Annotated in this window: 20 protein-coding genes; 7 read left to right on the top strand and 13 right to left on the bottom strand. The window is 65.4% G+C overall.

The window, feature by feature from the left end; translation table 11 throughout:
- Nucleotides 1-42 precede the first annotated feature (42 nt).
- Nucleotides 43-2,265 (top strand): outer membrane protein assembly factor BamB family protein, encoded by a 2,223-nt coding sequence (locus tag ACODTA_RS20695; protein WP_489068136.1) that lies wholly within the window; start codon nt 43-45, stop codon nt 2,263-2,265.
- A gap of 232 nt (nt 2,266-2,497) precedes the next feature.
- Here ACODTA_RS20695 and ACODTA_RS20690 read toward each other — a convergent pair whose 3' ends face one another.
- Nucleotides 2,498-4,603 (bottom strand): malate synthase G, encoded by a 2,106-nt coding sequence (locus ACODTA_RS20690; RefSeq protein ID WP_489068134.1) that lies wholly within the window; start codon nt 4,601-4,603, stop codon nt 2,498-2,500.
- Between the two features lie 101 nt (nt 4,604-4,704).
- Here ACODTA_RS20690 and ACODTA_RS20685 point away from each other — a divergent pair, with 101 nt between their 5' ends.
- Nucleotides 4,705-5,583: a LysR family transcriptional regulator gene (locus ACODTA_RS20685; RefSeq protein ID WP_489068132.1), complete on the top strand. Its 879-nt coding sequence runs from the start codon at nt 4,705-4,707 to the stop codon at nt 5,581-5,583.
- 45 nt (nt 5,584-5,628) lie between these two features.
- Here ACODTA_RS20685 and ACODTA_RS20680 read toward each other — a convergent pair whose 3' ends face one another.
- The 6 genes from ACODTA_RS20680 to ACODTA_RS20655 form a co-directional block, all read right to left on the bottom strand.
- The gene (locus tag ACODTA_RS20680) at nt 5,629-6,390 is read right to left on the bottom strand and encodes an alpha/beta fold hydrolase (RefSeq protein WP_489068130.1); all 762 of its coding nucleotides are present in this window, start codon (nt 6,388-6,390) and stop codon (nt 5,629-5,631) included.
- Nucleotides 6,391-6,403: 13 nt separating this feature from the next.
- Entirely contained in the window at nt 6,404-7,267 is an 864-nt protein-coding gene (locus tag ACODTA_RS20675) for a fumarylacetoacetate hydrolase family protein (protein ID WP_489068128.1), read from the bottom strand.
- 72 nt (nt 7,268-7,339) lie between these two features.
- Nucleotides 7,340-7,828 (bottom strand): DUF1097 domain-containing protein, encoded by a 489-nt coding sequence (locus tag ACODTA_RS20670; protein WP_489068126.1) that lies wholly within the window; start codon nt 7,826-7,828, stop codon nt 7,340-7,342.
- Nucleotides 7,829-7,904: 76 nt separating this feature from the next.
- Entirely contained in the window at nt 7,905-9,155 is a 1,251-nt protein-coding gene (locus ACODTA_RS20665) for a metal-dependent hydrolase family protein (protein WP_489068125.1), read from the bottom strand.
- A 1-nt stretch (nt 9,156) separates the two neighbouring features.
- Complete coding sequence (locus ACODTA_RS20660) at nt 9,157-9,588, bottom strand: DUF1636 family protein (RefSeq protein ID WP_489068254.1); 432 nt, start codon at nt 9,586-9,588, stop codon at nt 9,157-9,159.
- 229 nt (nt 9,589-9,817) lie between these two features.
- Nucleotides 9,818-10,471, bottom strand: a complete 654-nt coding sequence (locus ACODTA_RS20655) for a FadR/GntR family transcriptional regulator (protein WP_489068252.1) — start codon at nt 10,469-10,471, stop codon at nt 9,818-9,820.
- On the opposite strand from ACODTA_RS20655, the gene ACODTA_RS20650 reads away from it, so the two are divergent.
- Complete coding sequence (locus ACODTA_RS20650) at nt 10,388-10,729, top strand: hypothetical protein (RefSeq protein WP_489068262.1); 342 nt, start codon at nt 10,388-10,390, stop codon at nt 10,727-10,729. The genes ACODTA_RS20655 and ACODTA_RS20650 overlap by 84 nt on opposite strands.
- On the opposite strand, the gene ACODTA_RS20645 is transcribed toward ACODTA_RS20650, so the two are convergent.
- The 6 genes from ACODTA_RS20645 to ACODTA_RS20620 form a co-directional block, all read right to left on the bottom strand.
- Complete coding sequence (locus ACODTA_RS20645; RefSeq protein WP_489068123.1) at nt 10,730-11,701, bottom strand: DUF6807 family protein; 972 nt, start codon at nt 11,699-11,701, stop codon at nt 10,730-10,732.
- An 86-nt stretch (nt 11,702-11,787) separates the two neighbouring features.
- Nucleotides 11,788-12,216 carry a GlcG/HbpS family heme-binding protein gene (locus tag ACODTA_RS20640; protein ID WP_489068121.1) on the bottom strand — a complete coding sequence of 143 codons (429 nt, stop codon included), beginning with the start codon at nt 12,214-12,216 and terminating at the stop codon, nt 11,788-11,790.
- Nucleotides 12,213-13,526 carry a glycolate oxidase subunit GlcF gene (glcF, locus tag ACODTA_RS20635; protein ID WP_489068119.1) on the bottom strand — a complete coding sequence of 438 codons (1,314 nt, stop codon included), beginning with the start codon at nt 13,524-13,526 and terminating at the stop codon, nt 12,213-12,215. Before glcF ends, ACODTA_RS20640 begins: the two co-directional genes overlap by 4 nt.
- Complete coding sequence (gene glcE, locus ACODTA_RS20630; RefSeq protein WP_489068117.1) at nt 13,526-14,659, bottom strand: glycolate oxidase subunit GlcE; 1,134 nt, start codon at nt 14,657-14,659, stop codon at nt 13,526-13,528. Before glcE ends, glcF begins: the two co-directional genes overlap by 1 nt.
- A complete protein-coding gene (locus tag ACODTA_RS20625; protein ID WP_489068115.1) occupies nt 14,659-16,152 on the bottom strand; it encodes an FAD-linked oxidase C-terminal domain-containing protein in 1,494 nt (497 codons plus the stop codon). Before ACODTA_RS20625 ends, glcE begins: the two co-directional genes overlap by 1 nt.
- A gap of 70 nt (nt 16,153-16,222) precedes the next feature.
- Complete coding sequence (locus tag ACODTA_RS20620) at nt 16,223-16,861, bottom strand: helix-turn-helix domain-containing protein (protein ID WP_489068113.1); 639 nt, start codon at nt 16,859-16,861, stop codon at nt 16,223-16,225.
- Between the two features lie 505 nt (nt 16,862-17,366).
- Here ACODTA_RS20620 and ACODTA_RS20615 point away from each other — a divergent pair.
- The 4 genes from ACODTA_RS20615 (at nt 17,367) to ACODTA_RS20600 (ending at nt 24,224) form a co-directional block, all read left to right on the top strand.
- Nucleotides 17,367-17,624 (top strand): hypothetical protein, encoded by a 258-nt coding sequence (locus ACODTA_RS20615; protein ID WP_489068111.1) that lies wholly within the window; start codon nt 17,367-17,369, stop codon nt 17,622-17,624.
- A gap of 1 nt (nt 17,625) precedes the next feature.
- Complete coding sequence (locus ACODTA_RS20610; protein ID WP_489068109.1) at nt 17,626-20,013, top strand: TonB-dependent receptor; 2,388 nt, start codon at nt 17,626-17,628, stop codon at nt 20,011-20,013.
- A 117-nt stretch (nt 20,014-20,130) separates the two neighbouring features.
- The gene (locus ACODTA_RS20605; protein WP_489068107.1) at nt 20,131-22,338 is read left to right on the top strand and encodes an outer membrane protein assembly factor BamB family protein; all 2,208 of its coding nucleotides are present in this window, start codon (nt 20,131-20,133) and stop codon (nt 22,336-22,338) included.
- A complete protein-coding gene (locus ACODTA_RS20600; RefSeq protein WP_489068105.1) occupies nt 22,335-24,224 on the top strand; it encodes an FG-GAP repeat domain-containing protein in 1,890 nt (629 codons plus the stop codon). Before ACODTA_RS20605 ends, ACODTA_RS20600 begins: the two co-directional genes overlap by 4 nt.
- Nucleotides 24,225-24,234: the final 10 nt, after the last annotated feature.

Here is a 24,234-nt window from a genome sequence, read left to right as displayed (position 1 = left end):
AATGTCCTCCCGTTCCTGCCCGTGTTCATGCCGGAGTTGTCCATGGCTCGCCGCCCCCTCGCGTTTCTCGGTCTCGCGACCATATTGGCCGGTTGCCAGACGGCATCGACATCTGCGATCCGGCCAGTGCCGGCGGGGCTGGAAACCGCCGAATGGGCGCATTTCGGCGGCAATCTCGGATCGAACCAATATTCGCCGCTGGTCCAGATCGACAGAACCAATGTCAGCCAGCTCGGCATCGTCTGGGAATATGATGTCGGCGATCCCACCACGGTCGCGGCGCCGCTCATCGCCGACGGGATCATGTATATCGTCCGCAACGCCGATACGCTGGTGGCGCTCGATCCGGAGACGGGCAGGGAAATCTGGGTGGCGGAGGGCGCGATTGACCGCACCCGCGGGCTTTCCTACTGGCGCAGCGCGGACGGCAGGGAAAGCCGGCTGTTGTTCTGCAAGAATCAGGCTCTGCGCGCGGTCGATGCGAGGACGGGCGGGCCGATCACCGATTTCGGCGTGGACGGCGCGGTCGACTTGCGCCTGGGGCTTGGCCGCAATCCCGCCAGGATCGGCAGCATCGCGCCCATCGCCGGCGGCAAGGTGGTGGGCGACATCATCATCATGGGATCGAACACCGGCGAGGGCTATGGATCGCCGCCCGGCGATATCCGCGCCTATAATGTCCGCACCGGCAAGCTCGTCTGGCAGTTCCATACCATCCCGCACCCCGGCGAGCCCGGCTATGATAGCTGGCCCAAGGATGCCTGGCAGACGATGGGCGGCGTCAACAACTGGGGCGGCATGGCCATCGACGAGGCATTGGGCATCGCCTATCTCGGGCTGGGTTCCTCCACCTATGATTTCTGGGGCGGCGACCGGAAAGGCGACAATCTCTACGCCAACTCGCTGATCGCGCTGGATATCAGGACGGGCAAGCTCGTCTGGCACTATCAGCTCGTTCACCATGACCTGTGGGATTATGACGTCACCAGCAGCCCGGTGCTGATGCAGGTGCGCCGCGACGGCAGGATGATCGACGCGGTCGTGCAGGCGACGAAGCAGGGGATGGTGTTCGTCTTCGACCGCGCGACCGGAAAGCCGGTCTTCCCGATCGAGGAACGTCCTGTTCCAAAAAGCGAGATGGAGGACGACATCGCCTCCCCAACCCAGCCTTTTTCATCGCTGCCGCCTTTCGCCCGGCTGCGCTTCACCGAGGCGGACATCGATCCCAATCTCCCCGAAGAGGAGCGGCGCGCTTTCGCGTCCCAGGTGCGCGCCGCGCGCAACGACGGGCTGTTCACGCCGCCGGGGCTGCGCGACACCGTTCAGATGCCGGGCAATCATGGTGGCGTGAACTGGGGCATGGTGGCGGGCGAGCCCGGATCGGGTCGCTTCTACGTCTCGTCTTTCGACCTGCCGACGATGATGAAGCTGGAGAAGATGGATGGCCAGCCGGCGGGCGGCTATGCCACGCCCAAGGATCGCGGCCGCGCGGTCTACAAGAATAATTGCGCGATCTGCCATGGCGACAAGATGCAGGGCCAGCCCGCGATCCCCGCGCTCCAAGGCGTCGTCGCGCGGCTGGGCTCGACCGAGGCCGCGAAGACGATCATGGGCGGACGCAACACCATGCCCGCCTTCGCCGGCAGTCTCGAACAGGCCGATATCGACGCCGTTATCGCCTTTCTCGACGATCCCTCCGAAACCCAGCAGCCGGTGATGCCGGCGGTGTCGCGCGGGTTGCCGGTCGATGCACAGGCGCATGGCGCCTCGGGGCCGGACCTCAGCAATGCCGGCAAGGGCCGCTGGTATTCCAGCTATGGCTTCATGGTTTCGGCCAAGACCTTCCTGCCCGCGATCAAGCCGCCATGGACGACGATCACCGCCTATGACCTGAACGAGGGCAAGATCATCTGGCAGGTGCCGCTGGGCGGTGTGCCGGGCTATCCGGTCGCGCAGACCGGCGTGTCGCGTTCCAAGGGCGGGCTGATCGTCACAGAGGGCGGGTTGATCATCGCGACCTCTTCCGATGATCGCAAGATCCACGCCTATGACCGGGATACCGGCAAGCTGCTGTGGGAGCACGAGCTGCCGTCGATCCCGCAGGGCGTGCCCGCGATCTACGCGGTGCGGGGCCGGCAATATATCGCGGTGCCGGTCGCCTATTATTTCCCGAGCGGGATGAGCCCGATCGGCCCGTCGCGCGGGCCCAAGGGGCGGAATTCCTATGTGGTCTTCGCGCTGCCGACGGTGCCGGCGAAGCGGTAGGTGGCGTCTCCTCCCTACGCGCAGCGTGGGGAGGGGGACCGCGACGCGAAGCGGCGTGGTGGAGGGGAAATCGATGTATCGACCCGCACCGCATTCGACAGAATTGTCGAGACGACTCCGCTTGAATAGCTGCGCGGTTTCGGCACCGGATTTCCCCTCCACCACCGACCTATGGTCGGCGGTCCCCCTCCCCATCTTTGATGGGGAGGAGAGGTTTTTTGCACGTGAGGCTTTATGCCTGACCCTGCTTCGCGAGCAGGCGGTAGCGGTGGAGCAGCGGCTCGGTATAGCCATTGGGCTGCGCGGTGCCTTCGAAGACGAGCGCGCGGGCCGCCTGGAGCGCGATGCCCGGCGCGCCCGAAGTGACGAGCGGGCGATAGGCGGGGTCTTCCGCATTCTGCGAATCCACCTTGGCCGCCATGCGCGCGAAGGCCGCGTCGACATCCCCGGTTGAACACACGCCATGCAGCAGCCAGTTGGCGATGTGCTGCGACGAGATGCGCAGCGTCGCGCGATCCTCCATCAGCCCGACATCGTGGATATCTGGCACCTTGGAGCAGCCGATCCCTTGGTCGATCCAGCGCACGACATAGCCCAGCAACCCCTGGACGTTGTTGTCGAGCTCGTCGCGGATTTCCTCCGCCGTCCAGTTCCGGCCGGCGGCGAGCGGGACGGTGAGCAAAATGTCCAGTCCCGCGACAGGTTCCGCCCGGCGTTCGTCCTGCCGGGCGAACACGTCGACTTCGTGATAATGCGTCGCGTGCAGCGTGGCGGCGGTGGGGGAGGGAACCCAGGCGGTGTTCGCGCCGGTCCGGGGGTGCCCGATCTTCTGTTCGAGCATGTCCGCCATGCGATCGGGCGCCGCCCACATGCCCTTGCCGATCTGCGCCTTGCCCGAAAGTCCGCACGCGAGCCCGATCTGGACGTTGCGATTCTCATAGGCCGCGATCCAGTCCGACGACTTCATGTCGCCCTTTCGGATCATCGCGCCGGCCTTCATCGAGGTGTGGATCTCGTCGCCGGTGCGGTCGAGGAAACCGGTGTTGATGAAGACGATGCGATCCTTCACCGCATGGATGCAGGCGGCGAGGTTCGCGGAGGTGCGGCGCTCCTCGTCCATCACCCCGACCTTCACCGTGTGCCGGGCCAGCCCCAGCAGATCCTCGATCGCGTCGAACAGCCGGTTGGTGAAGCCGGCCTCTTCCGGACCGTGCATCTTGGGCTTGACGATATAGATCGATCCGGCGCGGCTGTTCACGAAACGGCCGGTGCGCTTCAGGTCGTGCATCGCGATCAGGCTGGTCACGATGCCGTCCAATATGCCTTCAGGCGCCTCGCTCCCGTCCGCCAGCAGCACGGCCGGCGTCGTCATCAGATGGCCGACATTGCGCACGAACAGCAGGCTGCGGCCCGGCAGGGTGACGGTGGCGCCGTCCGGCGCGACATGCTCGCGGTCGTCGTTCAGCGCGCGCGTCATGCTGCGGCCGCCCTTGTCGAAACTGGCGGTCAGATCGCCCTTCATCAGGCCGAGCCAGTTGGCATAGGCGGCGACCTTGTCGGCCGCGTCGACCGCAGCGACAGAATCCTCGAGATCGACGATGGTCGAGAGCGCGGATTCGAGCACCACATCGGCAAGGCCGGCCGGATCGGTCCGGCCGATCGGGTGGTTGCGATCGATCACCAGTTCGATGTGCAGCCCGTTATGGACGAGAAGCAGATTGTCTCCGCGCGTGCCGGCGAACTGGGCGCGGTCGGCGAGATCCGGCGTGCCTCCAGCCCAGTCGGCCCAGCTTCCGCTGGCGAGCGGCACGGCCCGGTCGAGGAACGCCTTGGTCCATGCGATCACTTGCGCGCCGCGGGCGGGATCATAGCCGGGGACGGAGGCTGTGCCGGGCAGGGCATCGGTGCCGTAGAGCGCGTCGTAGAGACTGCCCCAACGCGCATTCGCCGCGTTGAGCAGGAAGCGGGCGTTGAGCACGGGCACCACGAGCTGCGGGCCGGCGAGTGTCGCGAGTTCGGCGTCGACATTTTCGGACGTGATCGCGAAGGGCGAGGGCTCGTCGACCAGATAACCGATCGAGCGGAGGAATCCGGCATAGGCCGGCCCGTCGACGGCCTGGCCCGGACGGGCCTCATGCCATTGGTCGATCTGCGCCTGGAGCGCGTCGCGCTTCGCGAGCAGAGCGGCATTCTCGGGCGCGAAACGCGCGAACACCGCGGAGAAGCCGGACCAGAAGGCTTCGGGATCGAGGCCGGTGCCGGGCAGGACCTGATCCTCGATGAAACGGACCAGTTCGTCCGCGATCCGGATGCCTGCCTTGTCGATCATGTCGGCCATCTGCCGTCTCCCTGATGATAGTCAGGATTCAGATAGGCGATAGCCATATGCGCCGGTAGAGTATAAAAAAGAGAGACAGTTTATCTCTCAGGGAAAAGATGATGGACGCCGATCACGCGCTGTTCGCCACCGTCGTCGCTTCCGGCAGCCTCTCCGCGGCCGCGCGTGCGCTGGGCATTTCGCCGGCGATGGTGTCGAAGCGGATTGCGCGGCTGGAGCTGCGCCTGGGCACGCGGCTGCTCCACCGGACGACGCGGACGATGGAATTGACGCCGCTGGGGGAGCAATTCCACCGCGACGTGGTGGACTTGCTGTCCGCGCTCGAAAAGGCGGAGGCGCGGCTGATCGGCGCGGCGGAGCCAAGGGGCTCGCTCGTCGTCACCGCGCCGACCAGCTTCGGGCGCATGCATGTCGCGCCGCATCTCGCCGGCTTTCTGCGCAGCTATCCGCACATCCAGCTCACCCTCGACCTGACCGACAGTTTCGTCGACATGGTCGCCGGACGGATCGACATGGCGATCCGCATCGCCCAGGCGAAGGGCCTGGGGCTGGACGGCAGCAAGCTCGCGACCAGCGAGCGCATCCTGTGCGCGGCGCCCGACTATCTGGCGCGCAACGGTACGCCCGAAACGATCGAGGTGCTCAAGGGGCATCGGCTGCTGGCAGCCGAGGGGCAATGGCCCTGGATCCTGGCGCGCGGCGGCAGGACCATCACTGTCGAGGGGGTGAGCACCGTCCGTACCAATTCGAGCGAGGTGGTGCGCGAGCTTGCGGTGGCGGGCATCGGCATCGCGCTCAGGTCGCTATGGGACGTCAGCGGAGAACTGAAGGATGGACGGCTCGTTCGCGTGCTGCCAGATTATGGCGGAGTCGCGGATCTCGGGATCTTCGCGGTCTACCCAGCCTCGCCCTTTGTCCCCGCGCATGTGCGGGCGCTGACCGATTATCTCGCGGATCTCTACGCCGATCCGCTCTGGTGAAGGGTGGGCATGCCGGGCCGCCGCTTGGACGGCCCGACACGATATTCAGGCCGCGTCGAGCAGGAAATTCAGCGCCGCGTTGGTGATGGCAGAAGGTGCCTCGAAGGTCGCCCAATGGCCGCAGCGGTCGAGCACGCGATATTCCGCGCCGCCGATCGCCGCCGCCAGCGCCTTCACGGCACGGGGCGGTGCGGTGCCGTCCTCGTCCCCGGTCAGCAGCAATGTCGGCACCGCGATCTTCGCGACGTCGGCGCCTTGCACGGCGGCCAGCGCCTCGCAGGTCAGCGCATAGCCTTCCGGCTCTTGGCGCATCAGCATCTCGCGCACCAGCGCCGCGACCGCCGGCTGATGGGCCTTGGTGTTGGCGGACGTGCCGCCCTGGACGATGGCGTCGGCGATCCCCGCCATGCCGGACTGGCGTGCGGTGCCAGCACGATCCCGCAAAGCGGTGCGGGCGCCCTCGGGCGGTGCGAGCAGGGGGCCGACCAGCACGAGGCTGCGCACCAGATCGGGCCGGCGCACCGCGAGATGCTGGCAGACGATCGTGCCCAGCGAATGGCCGACGACGTGCCAGCGGCCACCGCCATTCTCCTCGATCAGCGCGGCCATGTCGTCGGCGAGCGCGACGAGGTCGATCGCGCCGGGCGTCGCGCTGCGGCCCGATCCGGGAAGATCGGGGCGAACGCATTTGAAGAAGCGCTGGAGCACCGCCACTTGCGGCGTGAACACGTTGGAGGTGCCGCCCAGCCCGTGGACGAACAGGATCGGATCCCCCTCGCCCTGTATTTCCGTGACCCGATTCGACATGATGCTGGCTCCGTTATGCGATGACGTTGCTGAGGCGGCCGAGGCCGGTGATCTCGACCGAGACGCGATCTCCGGGCACCAGATAGCGGGGCGGATCGAAACCGATGCCGACGCCTTCCGGCGTGCCGGTGGCGATGATGTCGCCGGGATGAAGCGTGATGCCGGCGGACAGCGCCTCGATCAGCGTCGGTATGTCGAAGATCAGATCGGACGTAATTGCGTCCTGGCGCAATTCGTCATTCACCCAGCAACGGACGTTGAGATTTTCGGGCTCCACCTCGTCGGCGGTCACCAGCCACGGCCCCATCGGGCAGAAGGTGTCGAGCGACTTGCCGATCAGCCATTGCTTGTGCGTCGACTGAAGGTCGCGCGCCGTCATGTCGTTGACGATCATATAGCCCCAGACGTGATCATAGGCGTCGGCGCGCGAGATGCCGCGACCGCCCTTGCCGATCACGATCGCGAGTTCCGCCTCGTAATCGACCTTGTCGCTGACGCCGGTCGGGTAGCGGATCGGCTGTCCGGTCGCGATCACGCTTTCGGGCACCTTGGAAAAGATGATTGGTGCCTTGGGGATGGCGTCGGCGGCGCTCTGTGCGCTGCTGTCGAAACCGCTGCGGGTGAATTCGTGCGCGTGCGCATGGTAATTCTTGCCGACGCAGAAGATGTTGCGGCGCGGCGCGGGGATCGGCGCGAGCAATTCGACGGCGGACAGATCCACGCCGTCGCCCGTCGGCGTCGGCAGCGCGCGGCCGGCGGCATCCTCCGCGATGATGTCGAGCATGGTGGTGCCGTCGAGTGGCCATGCGCGATTGGCGTCCGGATCGATGATGGCGGCGCATGTCCTCCCGTCATGCCGAACGGTCGCAAACTTCATGATGATACGTCCTTTCTTTGCGGGGCCGATCGATGCCCCAATTCCCCGGCTTTATTGGCGCCGGTCTGATGATCAGTGACTATGGATCTTGTGCGCGAAATGCGCGGCGACCCAGCCGCACGCGCCGCCAAAGGCGACGGGCGCGGCGAGCATCGCCAGGCTTTCGGCGCCAGGCTCCAGATGCGACGCGAAATAGCCCGTCATGCCCAGGAAATAGCCGATGATGCTGTTCACCGGCGGGGTGAACATCGACAGCATCGCGATCGTCGCCAGGAAGAAGACGACGATGATCAGGGCCAGCGTGCCCAGGCTGTGGATCGAAGCGAGCACGGTGGCGCCGACCATGCCGAGAACGATCCCGAGGATCACGCACGCGATCGCCTGCGCGCCGCCCTTCGCAGCGCCGCCGCCCGTGCTGAACGCGCACCAGCCGAGGAACAGCAGCCAGGGCTGGAAACCCGCGACCGCGCAGAGCCCGGACCCGAGCGCCGCGACCAGTCCGACCCAAATCGCGACCAGCAGATGGCCTGCATTGCCGCCCTTCGAAACCTGCTCGCTCATCGATCTCTCCCTCTTTTGTGATCCAATGCCTGTGGAATTATGATCCAATCGCCCGGTCTTTGCCGGGCCTGTCGGTTCAATTGACGGGCGGGGCCTTGTGGAACACGCCGTCCTTCATCACCGCCGCGATGCCGCTTTCGTCCTGCAGGATGGTGATGTCGGCGAGCGGATCGCCATCGACCAGGATCAGATCGGCCAGATAGGTTTCCCGCACTCTGCCCAGTTCGTGTGGCCGGCCCATGGCCTCGCCGCCCGTCACCGTCGCGGCGACGATCGCTTCCATCGGCGTGAAGCCGAACAGGTCGACGAAATATTCCAGATCCTTGGCGTAGGTGCCGTGCGGCGTCCAGGCGAAGCCATAGTCGCCGCCGGGGACGAGGCGGATGCCCGCGGCCTTCATCTTCTTCACGCCGGCGATGCAGGCTTCGAGTTCGCGGTGATAGCCCATGTCGCGAGCCATGTCGGGCGTGATCCCCCAGCTCGAGGCGTTGTAGGAGGTCTGGTAGAGCCAGGCGACACCGGGGCCGACGAAGTGGCGGTCGCGTACGGCGGCGAGCTGCTCGATCGTCTCGTCGCTGGCGAAGCTCGCATGATAGATGAACTCGATGCCGTGCTTCAGGCATTGGCGCACGCTCTCGTCCGAGCGGGCATGGGCGGCGATATAGGTGCCGGGCTTGCGGCGCGCTTCGGCCACCGCTTCCGCGACTTCATCGTCCGCCATCGGGGTGCGCTCGGCATCGATCCCGGCGATGTTCTCGCCAGACAGGTTGAGCTTGATGCCGTCGACGCCTTCCTTCAGGAGTTGGCGCACGGTGCGCCGCATCTCCATCGGGCCGTTGATCACCTCGACATAGGTATAGGCGGCGACATGGCTGGGGTTGAGATCGCCCAGGCCGCCGATGGTGGCGATCTCGGGGCCGTTGGCGCGATAACGCGGGCCGGGCAGCTTGCCCGCGTTGATGTAGTTGCGGATCACCACGTCCAGCCGCGGTTTCGCGGCGGCGGCGCCCACGCACATGGTATAGCCCATGTCGAGATATTTCCGCGCCGATCCCGCCGCTTCCAGCACATGCTCCTCCACCGGCATCATGCCGATCGCGTCGAGCGAATCCTGATCAATCCAGCTGAAATGGGTGTGGGCGTCGCACAGGCCGGACATCAGCGTCATGCCGCGTCCGTCGACGATCCGGTGGGGCTCGTGCGGAATCGCGTCGCGATCGCGCTCGATCCGGGCGATGCGATCGCCCTCGACCAGCACGTCCGCATCGAACGGCAGCGCGCCGCTGCCGTCGAGCACGCGGACATTGGTGAACATCGTCGTCGCCATATCAATCTCTCCCGATGCGGGGTGCGCCGCGCATGCGGCCAACCCCTGCGCCCGCATTGCGCGGTGCGATTTGTGCCGCGACACGGCCGAGGAGTTCGGCCGGCCATTGGTGCGCCGGAACCACGCCATCCCGCGTGTCGGCATAAAGCCTGGCGAGCCGGGCGACCGCGTCGGCATCGCCTTCTTCCAGGCCGTCGAGCCGGACGGTCACCCTGTCCGGCGCGCTCAGCTCGATGTTCGCCGGGCGCTTGCAGCCCGCGAGGCAGGGCACCTGGCGCAGCATGATCCGGCCGCCGAGCGCCGGCTCCAACGCTGCCGCGATGCCGCCGGCCAGGCGCGCGCCGTGCGTGGAGCCGCGCGCGAAGCGATCGCAGCGCACGCACGTCTTGAGCCGGACGGGCGAAGGCGAGGGGGCATGGGTTACGCCGATCATCACGATTGTCTCGTCCGCTCCCGTTCGTTCGCCAGCGGACGAATCTGAACTTATACCAATGTCGCTGATCGTAGACGTTAGTAGCTGATTGCGTCAATGGGGTTCATATTATGCGCGTCGGACGCCGATCGTGGTGCATGTGCGCGCGAAATCGCGCGCGGGGCCGCGCTCGGCCGCGCGCCGTCACGCGGCTAAGCGCGATTATCGATTGTCCGTGGGTTTGACGGCGTCAGGAAATCTGGAGATTGTCCCGAACCGCCCTGAGATGCGCGAGCGTGAATTCGCGCGCGCGCACCGGATCGCGATCCATCAGTGCGCCGACGATATCGACATGCTGTTGCTGATAGAGGTCACGTTGCGCGGGGCTCAGCGAACGTTGCTTCAACCGCATCCATTCGGGCTGATTGCGCGCCTCGTTGATCGCCTTGTACATGGTCAGCAGCAGATCGTTGCGCGCGGCGGACATGATGGCGACATGCAGCATGCTGTCCCAATGTTCGAACTCGGGCACGTCCGCGGCCGCGCGCATCCGATCCAGGCAGTTCTGAATCTGCGTGAAATTCTCGGCGCTTGCGCGATAGGTCGCAAGCTCGGCCGCAGCAGGCTCGATCATCAGCCGCACGTCCATCACGTCCGACGGGCTGGCGCCGCGGATTTGATCGATCAGGCCGCCATCTTCGGCCTGCTCCTTCGGGCGGATAATCGCCGTGGCGGCGACCGCCGCCTTATACGCCTCGAACGGCCGCGCCTGCATCGGCGCCCTGGCGGATGGGTCGGCCACGAAGGACCCGCGCCCGACATGGCGTTCGATGCGACCCTGTTCCTCGAGCTGACGGAGGCCCTTGCGCAGCGTGTTGCGCGATACGCCGAGTTCCTGTTCCAGCTCGCGCTCGGTCGGGATCTTGGTTCCGACCTGCCACAGTCCATCGGCGATGTTTCGTTCGAACCGGGTCAGCAGGCCACCGACCGTTTCTCCTGCTCGCTTGCGAACGTTCCGGTCCGTCATATTTTATCGTCGCTTTCCGCAGGCTTGGGCGCGGGGCGGACTCTGGCACGCGAACCCAATGCCGTCAAACCGGACGCGCCGATTGGCTCTTGCGGGATGACGGCATTGGATCAGTTCGGCCGGTGCGGGTTCTGATCAACTGCGGGCAAATTCCCGGTGCAGCCGGTTCAACACCGCCGCATCGGCCGGTCCGTCGTGGGAAACCACGCGGTGGCGCAGGGTCAGGCCCTTGCCCGGCTGTATCTCGATCGCGCCCGGCGCCACGATGCATGGATTGACCATGTATGCGCCACGGATGATGTGCCAGGTCGACGGCGGGTTGCCGGGATGATCGAGCAACGCGCCGCCTGCGACCTTCCCGTCGGGCGCGGTCGTCGAGAAGTCGTACCAGGGCCGGGCCGGCCAGTTGAGTTCGTAACTGTCCTGCCAGCTATCCTTCAGGTCGAGCGGGCCGGAAGGATCGCTGATCACGATCGCGCCGCGCGGCTTCGCGCGATAGCAGAAGCCGCCAAAGGGGTTCTGCGCGATCGTCACCGGCCGGTTTGTCGCGGGCATGAAGGTATAGATATAATCGAGGATATTGCAGCCATGCTGCTGGCTCGCGGTGACCTGCATGGTTTCGATCAGCACATTCACGCCATCCGCCTGCCAGGCATTGACGGCTTCCAGCGCCGCCGACGACCTACCGGTCGAGAGCAGCTTGGCTGATCGGCTGACGATCGCCCTGCCGTCCTTCGGCGCACGTGCGCCCCAGCCCCACCAGTCGCCGCGTTTCTCGCCATCGACGTTGATCCATGCGCAGAAGACGCCGCGATGATGCGGATGGTCGGGCGCCGCGACATCGGTGACGATCTCGCCGCCCGGCGTCCACAGCGGATGGGTATAGGCCGTGCCTGGAACCGCCGGGCCTTTCTCTCCGGCCGGCAGTGCACCGAACAGGTAGCGCATCGCGTCGCGCCCGTCCGGGTCGCGGATCAGGATCGCGCTGGCATCCTTCACGCCGCCGAACTTGCGCGTGCGGGCGGCCATGACGGGCTGGTTCGCCATCATCGCCAGCCCCGTTGAGACGAGCATACCCGCCAGTAGCTCTCTGCGATCGGTATCCATTGCTTCTCCTGTTCGAAATGGCGCGATCCATGCCGGCCAATATTGTTGTCGATCCCGTCCATGTGATCCGCCCGTCCGCTTGCCAGTCAGCCCTGTGCGGCGAGCCCCGCAGCGGCGATGCCGGCGAGTGCGCAGATCTCGTCATTGTCGGATGTGTCGCCGGTCACGCCCACCGCGCCCAACGGTTCGCCTGCCGCATCGACGACGATCACGCCGCCGGCTGCCGGGATCACGCCGGTCGGCGCGATCGGCCCGAGCGCCGCGACGAAGGTCGGGCGCTCCGCCGCCATGTCGCCGATCTTGCGGCTCGAGATGCCGAGCGCGAGCGCGCCGCCGGCCTTGCCCGCGGCGATGCCCAGCCGCAGCGAGGAAGCGCCGTCCTGGCGTTGAAAGGCGATGAGGTGGCCGCCGGGATCGAGCACGGCGACGCTCAGTGGCTTCAGCCCCATACCTGCCCCTTTGTCGAACGCGGCGGCGATGATGCTGTTGGCCTGGGCAAGCGTGATCCGGTTCATTGCGTGGTTCCTGTTGGTTGGAGGTGAGCAAGGGCCTTGGGGGCGGGGCCTCCCGTCGCCCAGTCGAGCAGTTCGACGGTGTGGACGACGGGCAGCGACGCCCGCTGCCCGATCTGCACGGCACACCCGACATTGCCGGTCGCGATGACATCGGCTGTCAGCCGCTCGATGCTGGCGACCTTGCGGTCGCGGAGCTGGCCCGCGATCTCGGGCTGGAGGATATTGTAGACCCCGGCAGAACCGCAGCAGAGATGCGCATCCGCCGGCGTGACGACGGCGAAGCCCATCTGCTTCAGAAGCCGTTTCGGCGGCTCTGTCACTTTCTGCCCGTGCTGGAGCGAACAGGCGGGGTGATAGGCGACGGTGAGGCCCGGGGAAGTGCCCGCCGGCAATTCGATCGCGGCGAGGAATTCGCTGATGTCCTTCGCCATGGTGGAGACGCGCGCAGCCTTGCCCGCATAAAGCGGATCGTCGCGCAGCATATGGCCGTAATCCTTGATCGTCGTGCCGCAACCCGAAGCGGTGAAGACGATCGCATCCAGCCCCTCAGTTTCGGCGACGGCGATCCAGGCGTCGACATTGCGCTTCGCCGCGCTCAGGCTTTCGGCTTCCCGGCCCATATGGTGGACGAGTGCGCCGCAGCAGCCCTCGCCGGGCGCGGCCACGACGTCATAGCCGGCGCGGTTGAGCAAGCGTTCGGCGGCACTGCGGAATTCGGGGCGCAGCACGGGTTCGGCGCAACCCTGAAGCATCGCCACGCGCCCCTTTGCACCGGTTATGCGCGCATCGGCGATGGGCGTGCGGGGCGGCACATGATCGGGCGCCAGCGCCAGCATCGCGGCGAGCGGTTTCTGCCCCGTCAGTCGCGCAAAGGCGGTGCCGATCGGTCGCGTCGCCCGGGCGAGCGTCAACGCCAGCCGGAAGCGGTTGGGGTAGGGCAGGATATGCGCCAGCGCCGTGCGATAGAGACGGTCCATCAACGGCCGGCGATAGCGCCGCTCGATATAGGCGCGCGCATGATCGACCAGATGCATATAGTTCACGCCCGATGGGCAGGTCGTCATGCATGACAGGCAAGAAAGGCAGCGATCGACATGCTTGACGATCTCGGGCGTCGGCTGCTGCTCGGTCTCGAGCATGTTCTTGATCAGGTATATGCGGCCGCGCGGGCTATCGAGCTCGTCGCCGAGCAGGACATAGGTGGGGCAGGTGGCGGTGCAGAACCCGCAATGCACGCATTTGCGGATCACGGCCTCGGACATGGCGGTCGCCGGATCTGCAAGCTGCTCGGGGGAAAAGTTGGTCTGCATCAGGATTGTCCAAAACGGCCGGTTTCGAATACGCCCAGTGGATCGAAGGCGCGTCGCACGCGCACCTCGAGCGCGGCGATCGCCGGCGGTTGCGCATCGAGGGGCGGCGTGTCGGCGAGTGCGTCGCGGCGGACGAGCATGGCATGGCCGCCTGCCCGTCGCGCGGCTTCGCGCACGTGTTCCGCCGGCCCCTCGTGCGCCAGCCAAACCAGCCCGCCCGCCCAGTCGACGAGATAATCGGCGCTGCTGGCGCCCAATCGCGCGATCAGGTCCGCACAGCCGCGCGATCCGATCGCGATCCGCCAGAGCGGACCGCTTCCGGCAAGCGGGGACACCGTGCGCAGCATGTTCCACAATGCGTCCGCCTCGGCGTCCGGCATGGGCTCTCCGCCCGGCAGAAGGCGCGCGAGCAGCGCGAGGCGCGCCGTGACCGAATGGTCGAAGCCCTCGATCCGCAGCGCGGTGATGCCACCGGGCAGATAGGCGGCTGCGGCGACATTGGCCTGCGACCCCATCGCGCGGGCCATGGTCGCCACGGCATCCGCCGGCATCTGCCCGCGCAACGCGAAGGTCGCGGTCGTGCGCGGGCGCGGCAGCACTTTCAGCGTCACTTCGGTGAGCGCGGCGAGCCGGCCCCAGCTTCCACAGACCAGCTTGGACAGATCATAGCCGGTGACGTTCTTCACCACCTTGCCGCCGGCGACGAACCGCTCGCCCCGGCCGGAAACGGCGGTGAAGCCGAGCAGATGGTCGCGCACGCCGCCGGCGGACAGGCGACGCGATCCGCCGACGCCGGCCGCGATGATCCCGCCGATCGTCGCGCCGCCGGCAGGGCAGCCGAAGATCGGGCCATGATCGAATGGATCGAAAGCCAGCATCTGGTTCTCGTCGGCGACCAGGCGTTCGATCTCGGCGAGCGGCGTGCCGGCGCCAGCGGTCAGCACCAGTTCGGCTGGATCATAGTCGATCACCCCGGCAAAGCCCGTCATGTCGACGATCTCGGCATCGGTTTCGGACAGGCCGATACCGTCCTTGGTTCGACCGCCGCGCAGGGCGAGCCGGCGCCTGGCGTCGCCTGCAGATGCGACGATCGCTTCGAGTTCGGCGGATGTGGTGGGGCGCAGCACGGTCATCAGAAGCGCGGCAGTTCGGGGAAGGGGACGCGGCCGCCATGGACATGGACGCGGCCGAGTTCGGCGCAGCGATGCAGCACCGGAAAGACCTTGCCGGGATTGAGCAGCAGTTCGGGATCGAACGCGCATTTCAGCCGCTGCTGATGCGCAAGGTCGACCTCCGAGAACATCAGGGGCATCAGGTCTCGCTTCTCGATCCCGACGCCATGTTCACCGGTGAGCACGCCCCCCATCTCGACGCAGAGCCGCAATATGTCGTTGCCGAAGGCCTCGGCGCGGTCGAGCTCGCCGGGAACGTTCGCGTCGTAGAGGATCAGGGGATGAAGATTGCCGTCCCCGGCATGGAAGACATTGGCGACGCCCAGCCCATAATGTTCGGACAGCGCGGTGATGCGGCTCAGCACCTCGGGCAGGCAGCGCCGGGGAATCGTGCCGTCCATGCAATAATAATCGGGCGCGATCTGGCCCACGGCGGGAAAGGCGGCCTTGCGTCCGGCCCAGAAGCTCAGCCGTTCCTGCTCGCTTTGCGAACTGCGGACCGACACTGCGCCGTTCGCGACCGCGATGCGCTCCACCTCGTCGACCAGATGGTCGCATTCGATCGCCGGTCCGTCGAGTTCGACGATCAGCAGCGCGTCGACGTCCAGCGGATAGCCGACTTTCACGAAGGCTTCCGCCGCATGGATGGCCGGGCGGTCCATCATCTCCATGCCCGCCGGGATGATCCCGGCGGCGATCACATCGGCCACGCACTGGCCGGCGCCCTCGGCGGTCGCGAAGCCGATCAGCAGCGCGCGCGCCGTTTCGGGAAGCGGCTGGATCCGCACCGTCACCTCGGTCACCACGCCGAGCAGCCCTTCGGAGCCGACGATGACGCCGAGCAGGTCGAGCCCGGCCGGATCGAGCGCCCGTCCGCCGAAGCGCAGCACCTCTCCCGCCATCGTCACCAGCTCGACGCCCAGTACATTGTTGGTGGTGATGCCGTATTTCAGGCAATGCACCCCGCCCGAATTCTCCGCGACATTGCCGCCGATCGAACAGGCGATCTGGCTGGACGGGTCGGGCGCGTAATAGAAGCCATCGCCTTCGACCGCGCGGGTGATGGCGAGGTTGGTGACGCCGGGCTGCACCACCGCGATCCGCTCGTCATAATCGATCTCGAGCACGCGATTGAGCTTGCCCAGGCCAAGCAGCACGGCGTCCGCCAGCGGGATCGCGCCGCCGGAAAGCGATGTGCCCGATCCGCGCGGCACCACCTTGATCCCTTCCGCATGGCACCAGGCGAGCACGCGGGCGACCTGTTCGGTCGAATCCGGCAGAACCGCGACCATCGGCGGCTGGCGATAGGCGGTCAGCCCGTCCGATTCGTAGGTGCGCAGCGCATCGGCGTCGTCGATCACGCCTTCACCCGGCACGATCGCGCGCAGCGCGGCGACGATCTCCGTGCGCCGCGCCAGGACGGCCTGATCGGGGGGCGGCATTTTCAACGCCATGATTCTCGCTCCGCTGCGACGATGTCAGATCCGGCATGTTTACCCTGAGGATCGCGAATGACACTGGTCTTCATGCGGTCGTGGTCAGGTTCGATCCCACCCAGAGCACCAGTGCATCCTCCTCGCTGACGGAAATGCAGAGATGCCCCATGCGCGCATCGAAATAGGCGCAATCGCCGACCTCCATCCGCTGCGGCTGATAGAATTCGGTGTGCAGTTCGATCGCGCCTTCGAGCACGAGCAGGAAGTCGTCGCCCTCGTGCCGGATCCAGTCCCCGAATTCTCCGAGCGAACGGGCGTTGATCCGCGCCTTGGATGGCACCACGCTTTTCTGCGTCAGGCCGGTGCACAGGAATTCGTTGGTATAGGGGCCGGTATGCTGGATCTGTCCCTCATGGGCCTTGGTCAGGTTCCAGCGGCCGATCGGCGCCAGAATCGGCCGGTTCGCGAACAGTTCGTCGATCGCGATGTCGAGCCCGACGGCAAGCTTCTGAAGAACCTCGAACGTGGGAGAGGTATGGTCGTTCTCGATCTTCGACAAAGTCGATCGCGCGAGGCCGGCCCGCGTCGCGACCTCGGCCAGCGTCAGGCCCTTGCCGGTGCGCATCGTCCGCATGCGCTCGCCAAGCCTGAACTCTGGCATCGTGCCCGGCCTCGTGGCGGGCTCGGCTTTTGGAGGGTGTCCGTCGGCGGTTGCGTTCGCGACCATCTCCTCTCCTTTGCCCCTCACCAATTTCAACCTCATCTCATCGATGCTCCCGTTCGCCGGCGCTGGACTGGATCGCGTTCGCCCATGGGCAGCCCGCGCTGAAGCGCGATCTTCGAATCATGCCGTGACGACGCATCCATCTCCGCTTTCGGGCGCCCGATGGCGCGTCCGATTCATTCGTTCCACCATACGATGCACTGTCGCTCAGTGCGTGCAATAGATCATTATAGTGGAAATATGTTTCCAACAAGCTACATTCGACGTTGACAGTATCCAATTTGGCGCTGTATTGGTTCAGCGGCTGATTGGGGAAACGGTCATCCTGTCGATACGTATTTTTCCTGATAGCCCGATAACGATGGTTGCCAGTCTGCCTTGCCGGGCGGAATTCAGGGTTTCGGTGATGCAGGCAGGGTGGAATGGTGCCAAAGTCGATCCCTTGGGGATTGGATCATTGGCTGCCTCGTCGGTCGCGTCAATATGAGGGCGTCGATCCGGGGCGGGCATGCCGGTTGCGACGGAAGGCGATATTGTCTTTCCAGGCGGCCGGGGCACCGTTCACTCGATCGGAAATTGCAGAATAGAGAAAATAACAAAAGCCGCGTTGGATATAGATTACGAAGTACCGCGTAAATTCGGCAATGTTTTGAGAGGGTTCAATCAGCGCATTGGCAAATGGCGCACCTTGCACGATCTGCGAGGGCTGGACGCTTTTGCCCCATGCGATGACGACTCCGCGAAAATAACAGAACGGAGGGAGTGAAATGGGAAGATTCTATTCGATGACGTTGCGCACGGCGGGCGTTTCGGTATTGGCTCTCATGGCGGGGGCGGCTTTCGCGCAGGACGCGGCGGCGGACGAGGCGCCCGGTGAGGCCGATATCGTCATCACCGCCAACAAGGTCGCCCAGAATGTCCAGGACGTTCCCAAATCGGTGCAGGTCGTGGGCTCGGCGGCGCTGCAGCGCCAGAACGTCACGAACATCTCCGAACTGACCAAGCTGGTTCCGACGGTCTCGGGCGTCGGCCAGTCGCTCAACATGCGCGGTGTCGGCACCGGCGCGTCCACTGTCGGCTCGCAGAGCAAGGTCGGCATCACGCTGGACGATGTGCCGTTGCCCTCGCGCTCCAACATCGCCAATTACCTGATCGATATCGAACGGATCGAAGTGCTGCCGGGGCCGCAGGGCACGCTGGCGGGGCGCAATGCCACCGGCGGCCTGATCAACATGGTCACCCGCTCGCCTTCGGACGACGACTGGATGGGCTTCGTCAACCTGCTCGCCACCACCGACGGGGAGCGCTCGGCATCCGGTTACGTCTCCGGCCCGATTTCCGACAAGATCAGCGTCAGCCTGTCGCAATATTATCGTGGCTTCCAGGGTCTCTACAAGAATGTGCTGCTCGACAAATGGGCGAGCGACTATGTCTATGGCACGCGCAGCAAGATCGAGTTCCGGCCGACCGAGACTTTCACCTTGACCGGCACCTTCTTCTACCAGCGCGCGCACCGCAACGGCGTGGCGGGCGGCGGCGGGCAGCCGCTGGGCGGCAACCCGATCATCCTGGCCGGCGGCGACACCAGCATCGTGTTCGGTTCGGACATCAAGGGCCGCACCTTCGCGCAGCTCCAGCCCGGCGTCACGCCCGGGCCGCGCAACAACAAATATGCCTCGTTCCTGAACGGCACATCGCAGAGCACCAGCGTCGGCGGCGTCCTGAAGGCGGAGCTCGACCTGCCGGGCGATCACACGCTCACCTCGATCACCTCGCATCTCGACGAGCGCAGCCCGATCCATGCCGACAACCTTGCCATCGCCCTGCCGATCGCCGATTTCATCGTGCGTCCGGAATGGGACGGCTTCGGCAATTATTATAACGGCAGCCGCTACACGACGCAGGAAATCCGGCTGAACTCGTCGGCCGGCGGCCGCTTCCACTATGTCGCCGGCGTGTTCTACAGCGATCTGCGCCAGCGCTACGACTATCAGCGCTTCTTCCAGCCGGTGAACTGGAAGCGCACGTTCAACACCAAGGCGATTTCCGCCTATGCGCATGCCGATTTCGATGTCACCGAACAACTCAAGATCCTCGGCGGCATCCGCTACGAGCATGACAAGATCGATTATAACTGGACCTTCCTGCCGATCCTCGCGGCATCGAAGGTGACGTCGGACGGCATCGTCCGCAATTTCCCGACGACCAACACCTTGATCGTGAACAAGGGCAATGCCAGCGGCGATTTCGTCAATTTCGACTTCGGCGCGCAATATAAGGTCACGTCCGATGTGATGCTCTACGCCACCTATGCGCAGGCGAAGCAGGGACCGATCTACGACGCCGAGCTGAACGTCATCGCGATCACCGGTCGGGAACTGACGCCGCTGCCGATGGAGCGGGTCAGGAATATCGAGTTCGGCATCAAGAGCCAGTTCCTGGATCGGCGCGTCACCTTCAACCTGTCGGCATTCCAGGGCACCTACGACAATTACCAGGCGCAGACCTCGGTCCCGAACGAGGATCCGCTCCAGCCGCCGACGCTCAGGGTCTATCCCGTCGGCAAGGTGCGCACGCGCGGCATAGAGTTCACGCTCGACACGCATCTGGTCGAGACGCTCAGGACGTCGCTCAACGTCGCCTATACCGACGCCAAGATCCTCTCTTTCCCCAACGCGCCCTGCTATACCGGCTCGGTCGCCGTGCTGGCGCCGGTGGGCACCGTGCCGTGCTCGATCATCCCGGCCACGCCGACGAGCGCGACCTTCAACACCCAGGGCAATCTGGCGGGTGAATCGCTCAACAACGCGCCGAAGATCCGGGCGAGCCTCAGTGTCGACTACAGCATTCCGGTCGGCAGCGATGGCCTGGAATTCTACATCGCGCCGCTGGTCAAATACGCGTCCAAGTACCGCACCGACCTGCTGCGCCTGCCGACCTCCTATCTTGGCGCCACCACTTATGTGGATCTGAACGTGGGTGTGCGGAACGACGCCTGGACCGCCGAGGTCTTCGTGCGGAATCTCTTCAAGGAGTTCGAGGAGGGGTACACGGTTTCAGCGACCGGTTTCACGCCCAACAACCGCATCCTGAACCGCGTGCTCGATCGCATCAACAATCGCTATGCGGGTGTTCGCTTGCGGGCTAGCTTCTGATTTCCGCAATGCGCCAGGCCGTTCCGGCGGCCTGGCGCCAGCCCCCCCGAATTCTCCTGATATTTCCGGATTGGATTTTCGCATATGGTCAGCCGCAACCGGCTTGCGATCGGCGTCATGGCTTTTTTTCTGACCGGCGTGCTGGCGGCCTGCCAGACCGGCTCGGGTGTCTCTTCAGTGGCCGCCACGCCGGCGGCTTCGTCCGAATGGCTGTTCTACGACGGTAGCCTGGGCGCCAATCAATATTCGCCGCTGACCCAGATCAACAAGGCCAATGTCGATCAGCTCGTTCCGGTCTGGGAATATGCCACCGGAGACGTGATCACCAACGCGGCGCCCTTGATCGCCGACGGGCTGATGTACGTCATTTCGAACGGCACCAGCGTCGCCGCGCTCGATCCGGCGACCGGCCAGGAGATTTGGAAGGCGGAGAATATCATCGATCGCACGCGCGGCTTTTCATATTGGCGCAGCGCCGACGGCAAGGAGAGCCGCATCCTGTTCTGCAAGGATCAGACGTTGCGCGCGATCAACGCGAAGACCGGCGCACCGATCACGGATTTTGGCGGAGGTGGTTTCGTCGACCTCCGCGAGGGGCTCAATCGTGACGTCAGCCGGATCGGCAGCATCCAGCCGGTCACGCCGGGCAAGGTGGTCGGCGATATCATCATCCTGGGGGCCAATACCGGCGAGGGTTATGGCGCGCCGCCGGGCTATATCCGCGCCTTCAACGTGCGGACCGGCAAGCTCGCATGGCAATTCCACGTCATCCCCCATCCCGGCGAGCCGGGCTATGAGAGCTGGGAAGACAAGAATGCGTGGAAGACCGCGGGCGGCGTCAACAGTTGGGGCGGCATGTCCGTCGACGAGAAACTGGGCATCGCCTATCTCGGGCTCGGTTCGGCCACCTATGATTTCTGGGGCGGCGATCGCAAGGGCACCAATCTCTACGCCAATTCGCTGGTCGCGCTCGATATCAAGACCGGCAAGCTCGTCTGGCATTACCAGACCGTCCATCACGATCTGTGGGACTATGATCTCACCAGCAGCCCGGTGCTGATGCAGATCACGCGCGACGGCAAGCCGATCGACGTCGTGGTGCAGGCTGCGAAGACCGGTTTCTTGTTCGTCTTCGATCGCGCGACCGGCAAGCCGGTCTTCCCGATCGAGGAACGCCCGGTGCCGAAGAGCGATCTGCCGGGCGAAGTCGCCTGGCCGACCCAGCCCCATTCCACGCTGCCGACTTTCGCCCGCCAGCGCTTCACCGAGGCCGATGTCGATCCCGCGCTGCCCGAGGACGAAAAGCGCGCGGTGATCGCGCAGATCCTGGATGCGCGGAACGACGGGTTGTTCACCCCGCCGGGGCTGCGCGACACCGTCCAGATGCCGGGCAATCATGGTGGCGTGAACTGGGGCATGACTGCGGGAGAGCCCAAATCGGGCCGTTTCTATGTGTCGTCCTTCGATCTGCCGACGATGCTGCGGCTCGCGAAGATGAGCGCGCAGCCGGTGGGGCAGTTCGCGACGCCGAAGGACCGGGGTCGCGCGCTGTTCGGGATCAACTGCGCGATCTGTCATGGCGACGATATGGAGGGCATCCCGCCCGTGCCGGTGCTGCGTGGCGTGACCGCCAAGCTTGGGATCGAGAACACATATACGACGATCCGCAATGGCCGCAGCACCATGCCCGCTTTCGCCGGCAGCCTGAGCGACGCCGACATCAACGCGATCGTGGCCTTCCTCGCCGATCCGACGCCGTCACCACAGGCGGCGCCATCGGGTGGGCAGATGGCACAGGCCGCGGATGCGCATGGCGCCACGGGGCAGGATCTGAACGCGCCTGGCGAGGAGCGCTATTATTCCAGCTATGGCTTCATGATCTCGGCCAAGAGCTTCCTGCCGGTTATCCGGCCGCCCTGGACGACGATCACCGCCTATGACCTGAACCAGGGCAAGATCCTGTGGCAGGTTCCGCTGGGCGGCGTGCCTGATTATCCCGTCGCGCAAACTGGGGTCAGCCGGTCCAAGGGTGGTCTCGTCGTCACCGAAGGCGGCCTGATCTTCGCGAGCTCGTCGGACGACTGGAAGATCCATGCCTATGATCGCGACACCGGGAAATTACTCTGGGAAGCGGTGCTGCCGTCGATCCCGCAAGGTGTACCGGCGATCTATCAGGTGCGCGGGCGGCAATATCTGGCGGTGGCCGCGACCTATTATCCGCGTGGCGGCGGCATGACCCCGGTCGGCCCCGCGCGTGGCCCGGCGGGCAACAATCGCTATGTCGTCTTCGCCCTGCCGGAGAGGAAGGCGGGGGCCGGAAAATGAAACGCTTCGTCGTCCTTTTGGCGCCTGCGTTGGCCCTATTCTCCACGCCTTCGGGTGCGGAGGATGTGAAATGGGAAGGCGCCTTCGATCCTGCGCGCGGCGAGTGGCAGGCGAGCGGGGCCGGGCGCTGGACCGTCAAGGACGGTGCAGCGAGCGGGAAAGCGCCTGCATCGGGTGCCGCGCTGCTGGCAACGCCCGACCGTTTCCAGGGCGTCGGGATCGAGGGCGAATATCGCTGCGACGGCGCCTGCAAGGGCGGCGTGATCCTGCGCGCGGTGCGGAATGGCGATCGGATCAGCGGGCTCTATGTCTCGTTCGATGCCGGCGATCTGCGCGTCTATAATGCCGTCTTCGACACCGCCGGACGCGAGATCAGCCGCACGCCGCTCCCCGCGCGGGGGCCTTCGGCGGCCGGTGCCGCCAATTCGGGCGTGCCGGGCCCGACGCCGGAGGCGAAGCGGATTTCCTTCCCCCCGGAAATGCCGTCGCCGACCGCCAATCTCCACGCGGAGCTGAAGAAGGGGGTGTGGAACAGCTTCAGCATCTTCCTTTCGCGCGACGCTGCCGAGGTCATCGTCAACCAGATCCGGGTGGTCGCCGGCAATGCGGCGGCGCCCGCCGGCGGCGAATATGGACCGGTCATCCTGCGCGTGGCCGGCGAAGGACAGGCCCAGTTCCGCGGCGTCAGGATCAAGGACCTGCAATTGCGCCGGGCACTCGCGCCCGACACCGTCGGCAAGGGGTTCCGCAAGCGGCAACTCACCGATCTCTATTTCGGCGACACCGTCGCGGCGGGCGACATCAATGGCGACGGGAAGCTGGATCTGGTTTCCGGCCCCTTCTGGTATGAAGGGCCGGATTTCGAGATCGGCCATGCGATTTATGATCCCGCGCCATTCAATCCGGCCGGCTATGCCAATTCGCTGATCAGCTATGTCGAGGATTTCAACGGCGATGGTGCGCCCGACATCTTCATGGTCGGCCAGCCGGGGCAGCCGGGCGAGGTGTTCATCAATCCCAAGGGCGCGTCGCGCAACTGGGCGCGTCATATCGTCATCGATCATATCGACAACGAGACCACCGCCTTTGCCGATATCGACGGCGACGGCCGCAAGGAACTGGTGATCGGCCGCAGCAAGCAGATCTGGCTGGCGCGGCCCGACCCGTCGGATGCGACCAAGCCGTGGCGCCTGACCGCGATCAGCGAGGTCGGCGATTGGGGCCGGCTCTGGACGCATGGACTTGGGCAGGGCGACGTCAATGGCGACGGCCGGCCTGATATCGTGTTCGGATGGGGCTGGTGGGAACAGCCCGAGCGGATCGACGGCACGCCGTGGCGCTTCCATCCCGTCGATTTCCTTCCCAACCCCAAGGGGTTGCCGCTGGGCGATCCGGGCGGCGCGCAGATCTATGTGGAAGACGTCAACAAGGACGGGTTGCCCGATATCATCACCTCGCTGGAGGCGCATGGCTGGGGCCTTGCCTGGTACGAGCAGAAAAAGGGTGCCGACGGTGCGCGCAGCTTTGTCCGCCACATGATCATGGGCGGCCCCGATCAGCCCAATGACGGCGTCAGCTTCTCCGAACTCCACGCGCTGACCCTCGCCGATGTCGATGGTGACGGGTTGAAGGATATCGTCACCGGCAAGCGCTGGTGGGTGCATCCCGATGGTTATTCGGATCCCGATCCCAATGGCTCTGCCGTGCTCTACTGGTTCAAGGCCAGCCGGAAGCCCGATGGCGGGATGGAATTCCTGCCCCGGCTGATCCACAATAATTCGGGCATCGGCACGCAGATCGTCGCGACCGACCTGAACGGCGACGGCCGGCTGGACGTGGCGACGGCGGGGCGGAAGGGCATCTTCATTTTCACTGGCACCGAATAGATTTGGGAAG

This window comes from Sphingomonas sp. FG14, assembly GCF_057809675.1.
The sequence above is the reverse complement of the archived record's forward strand: the minus strand, read 5'-3'. Positions and strand labels throughout refer to the sequence as shown.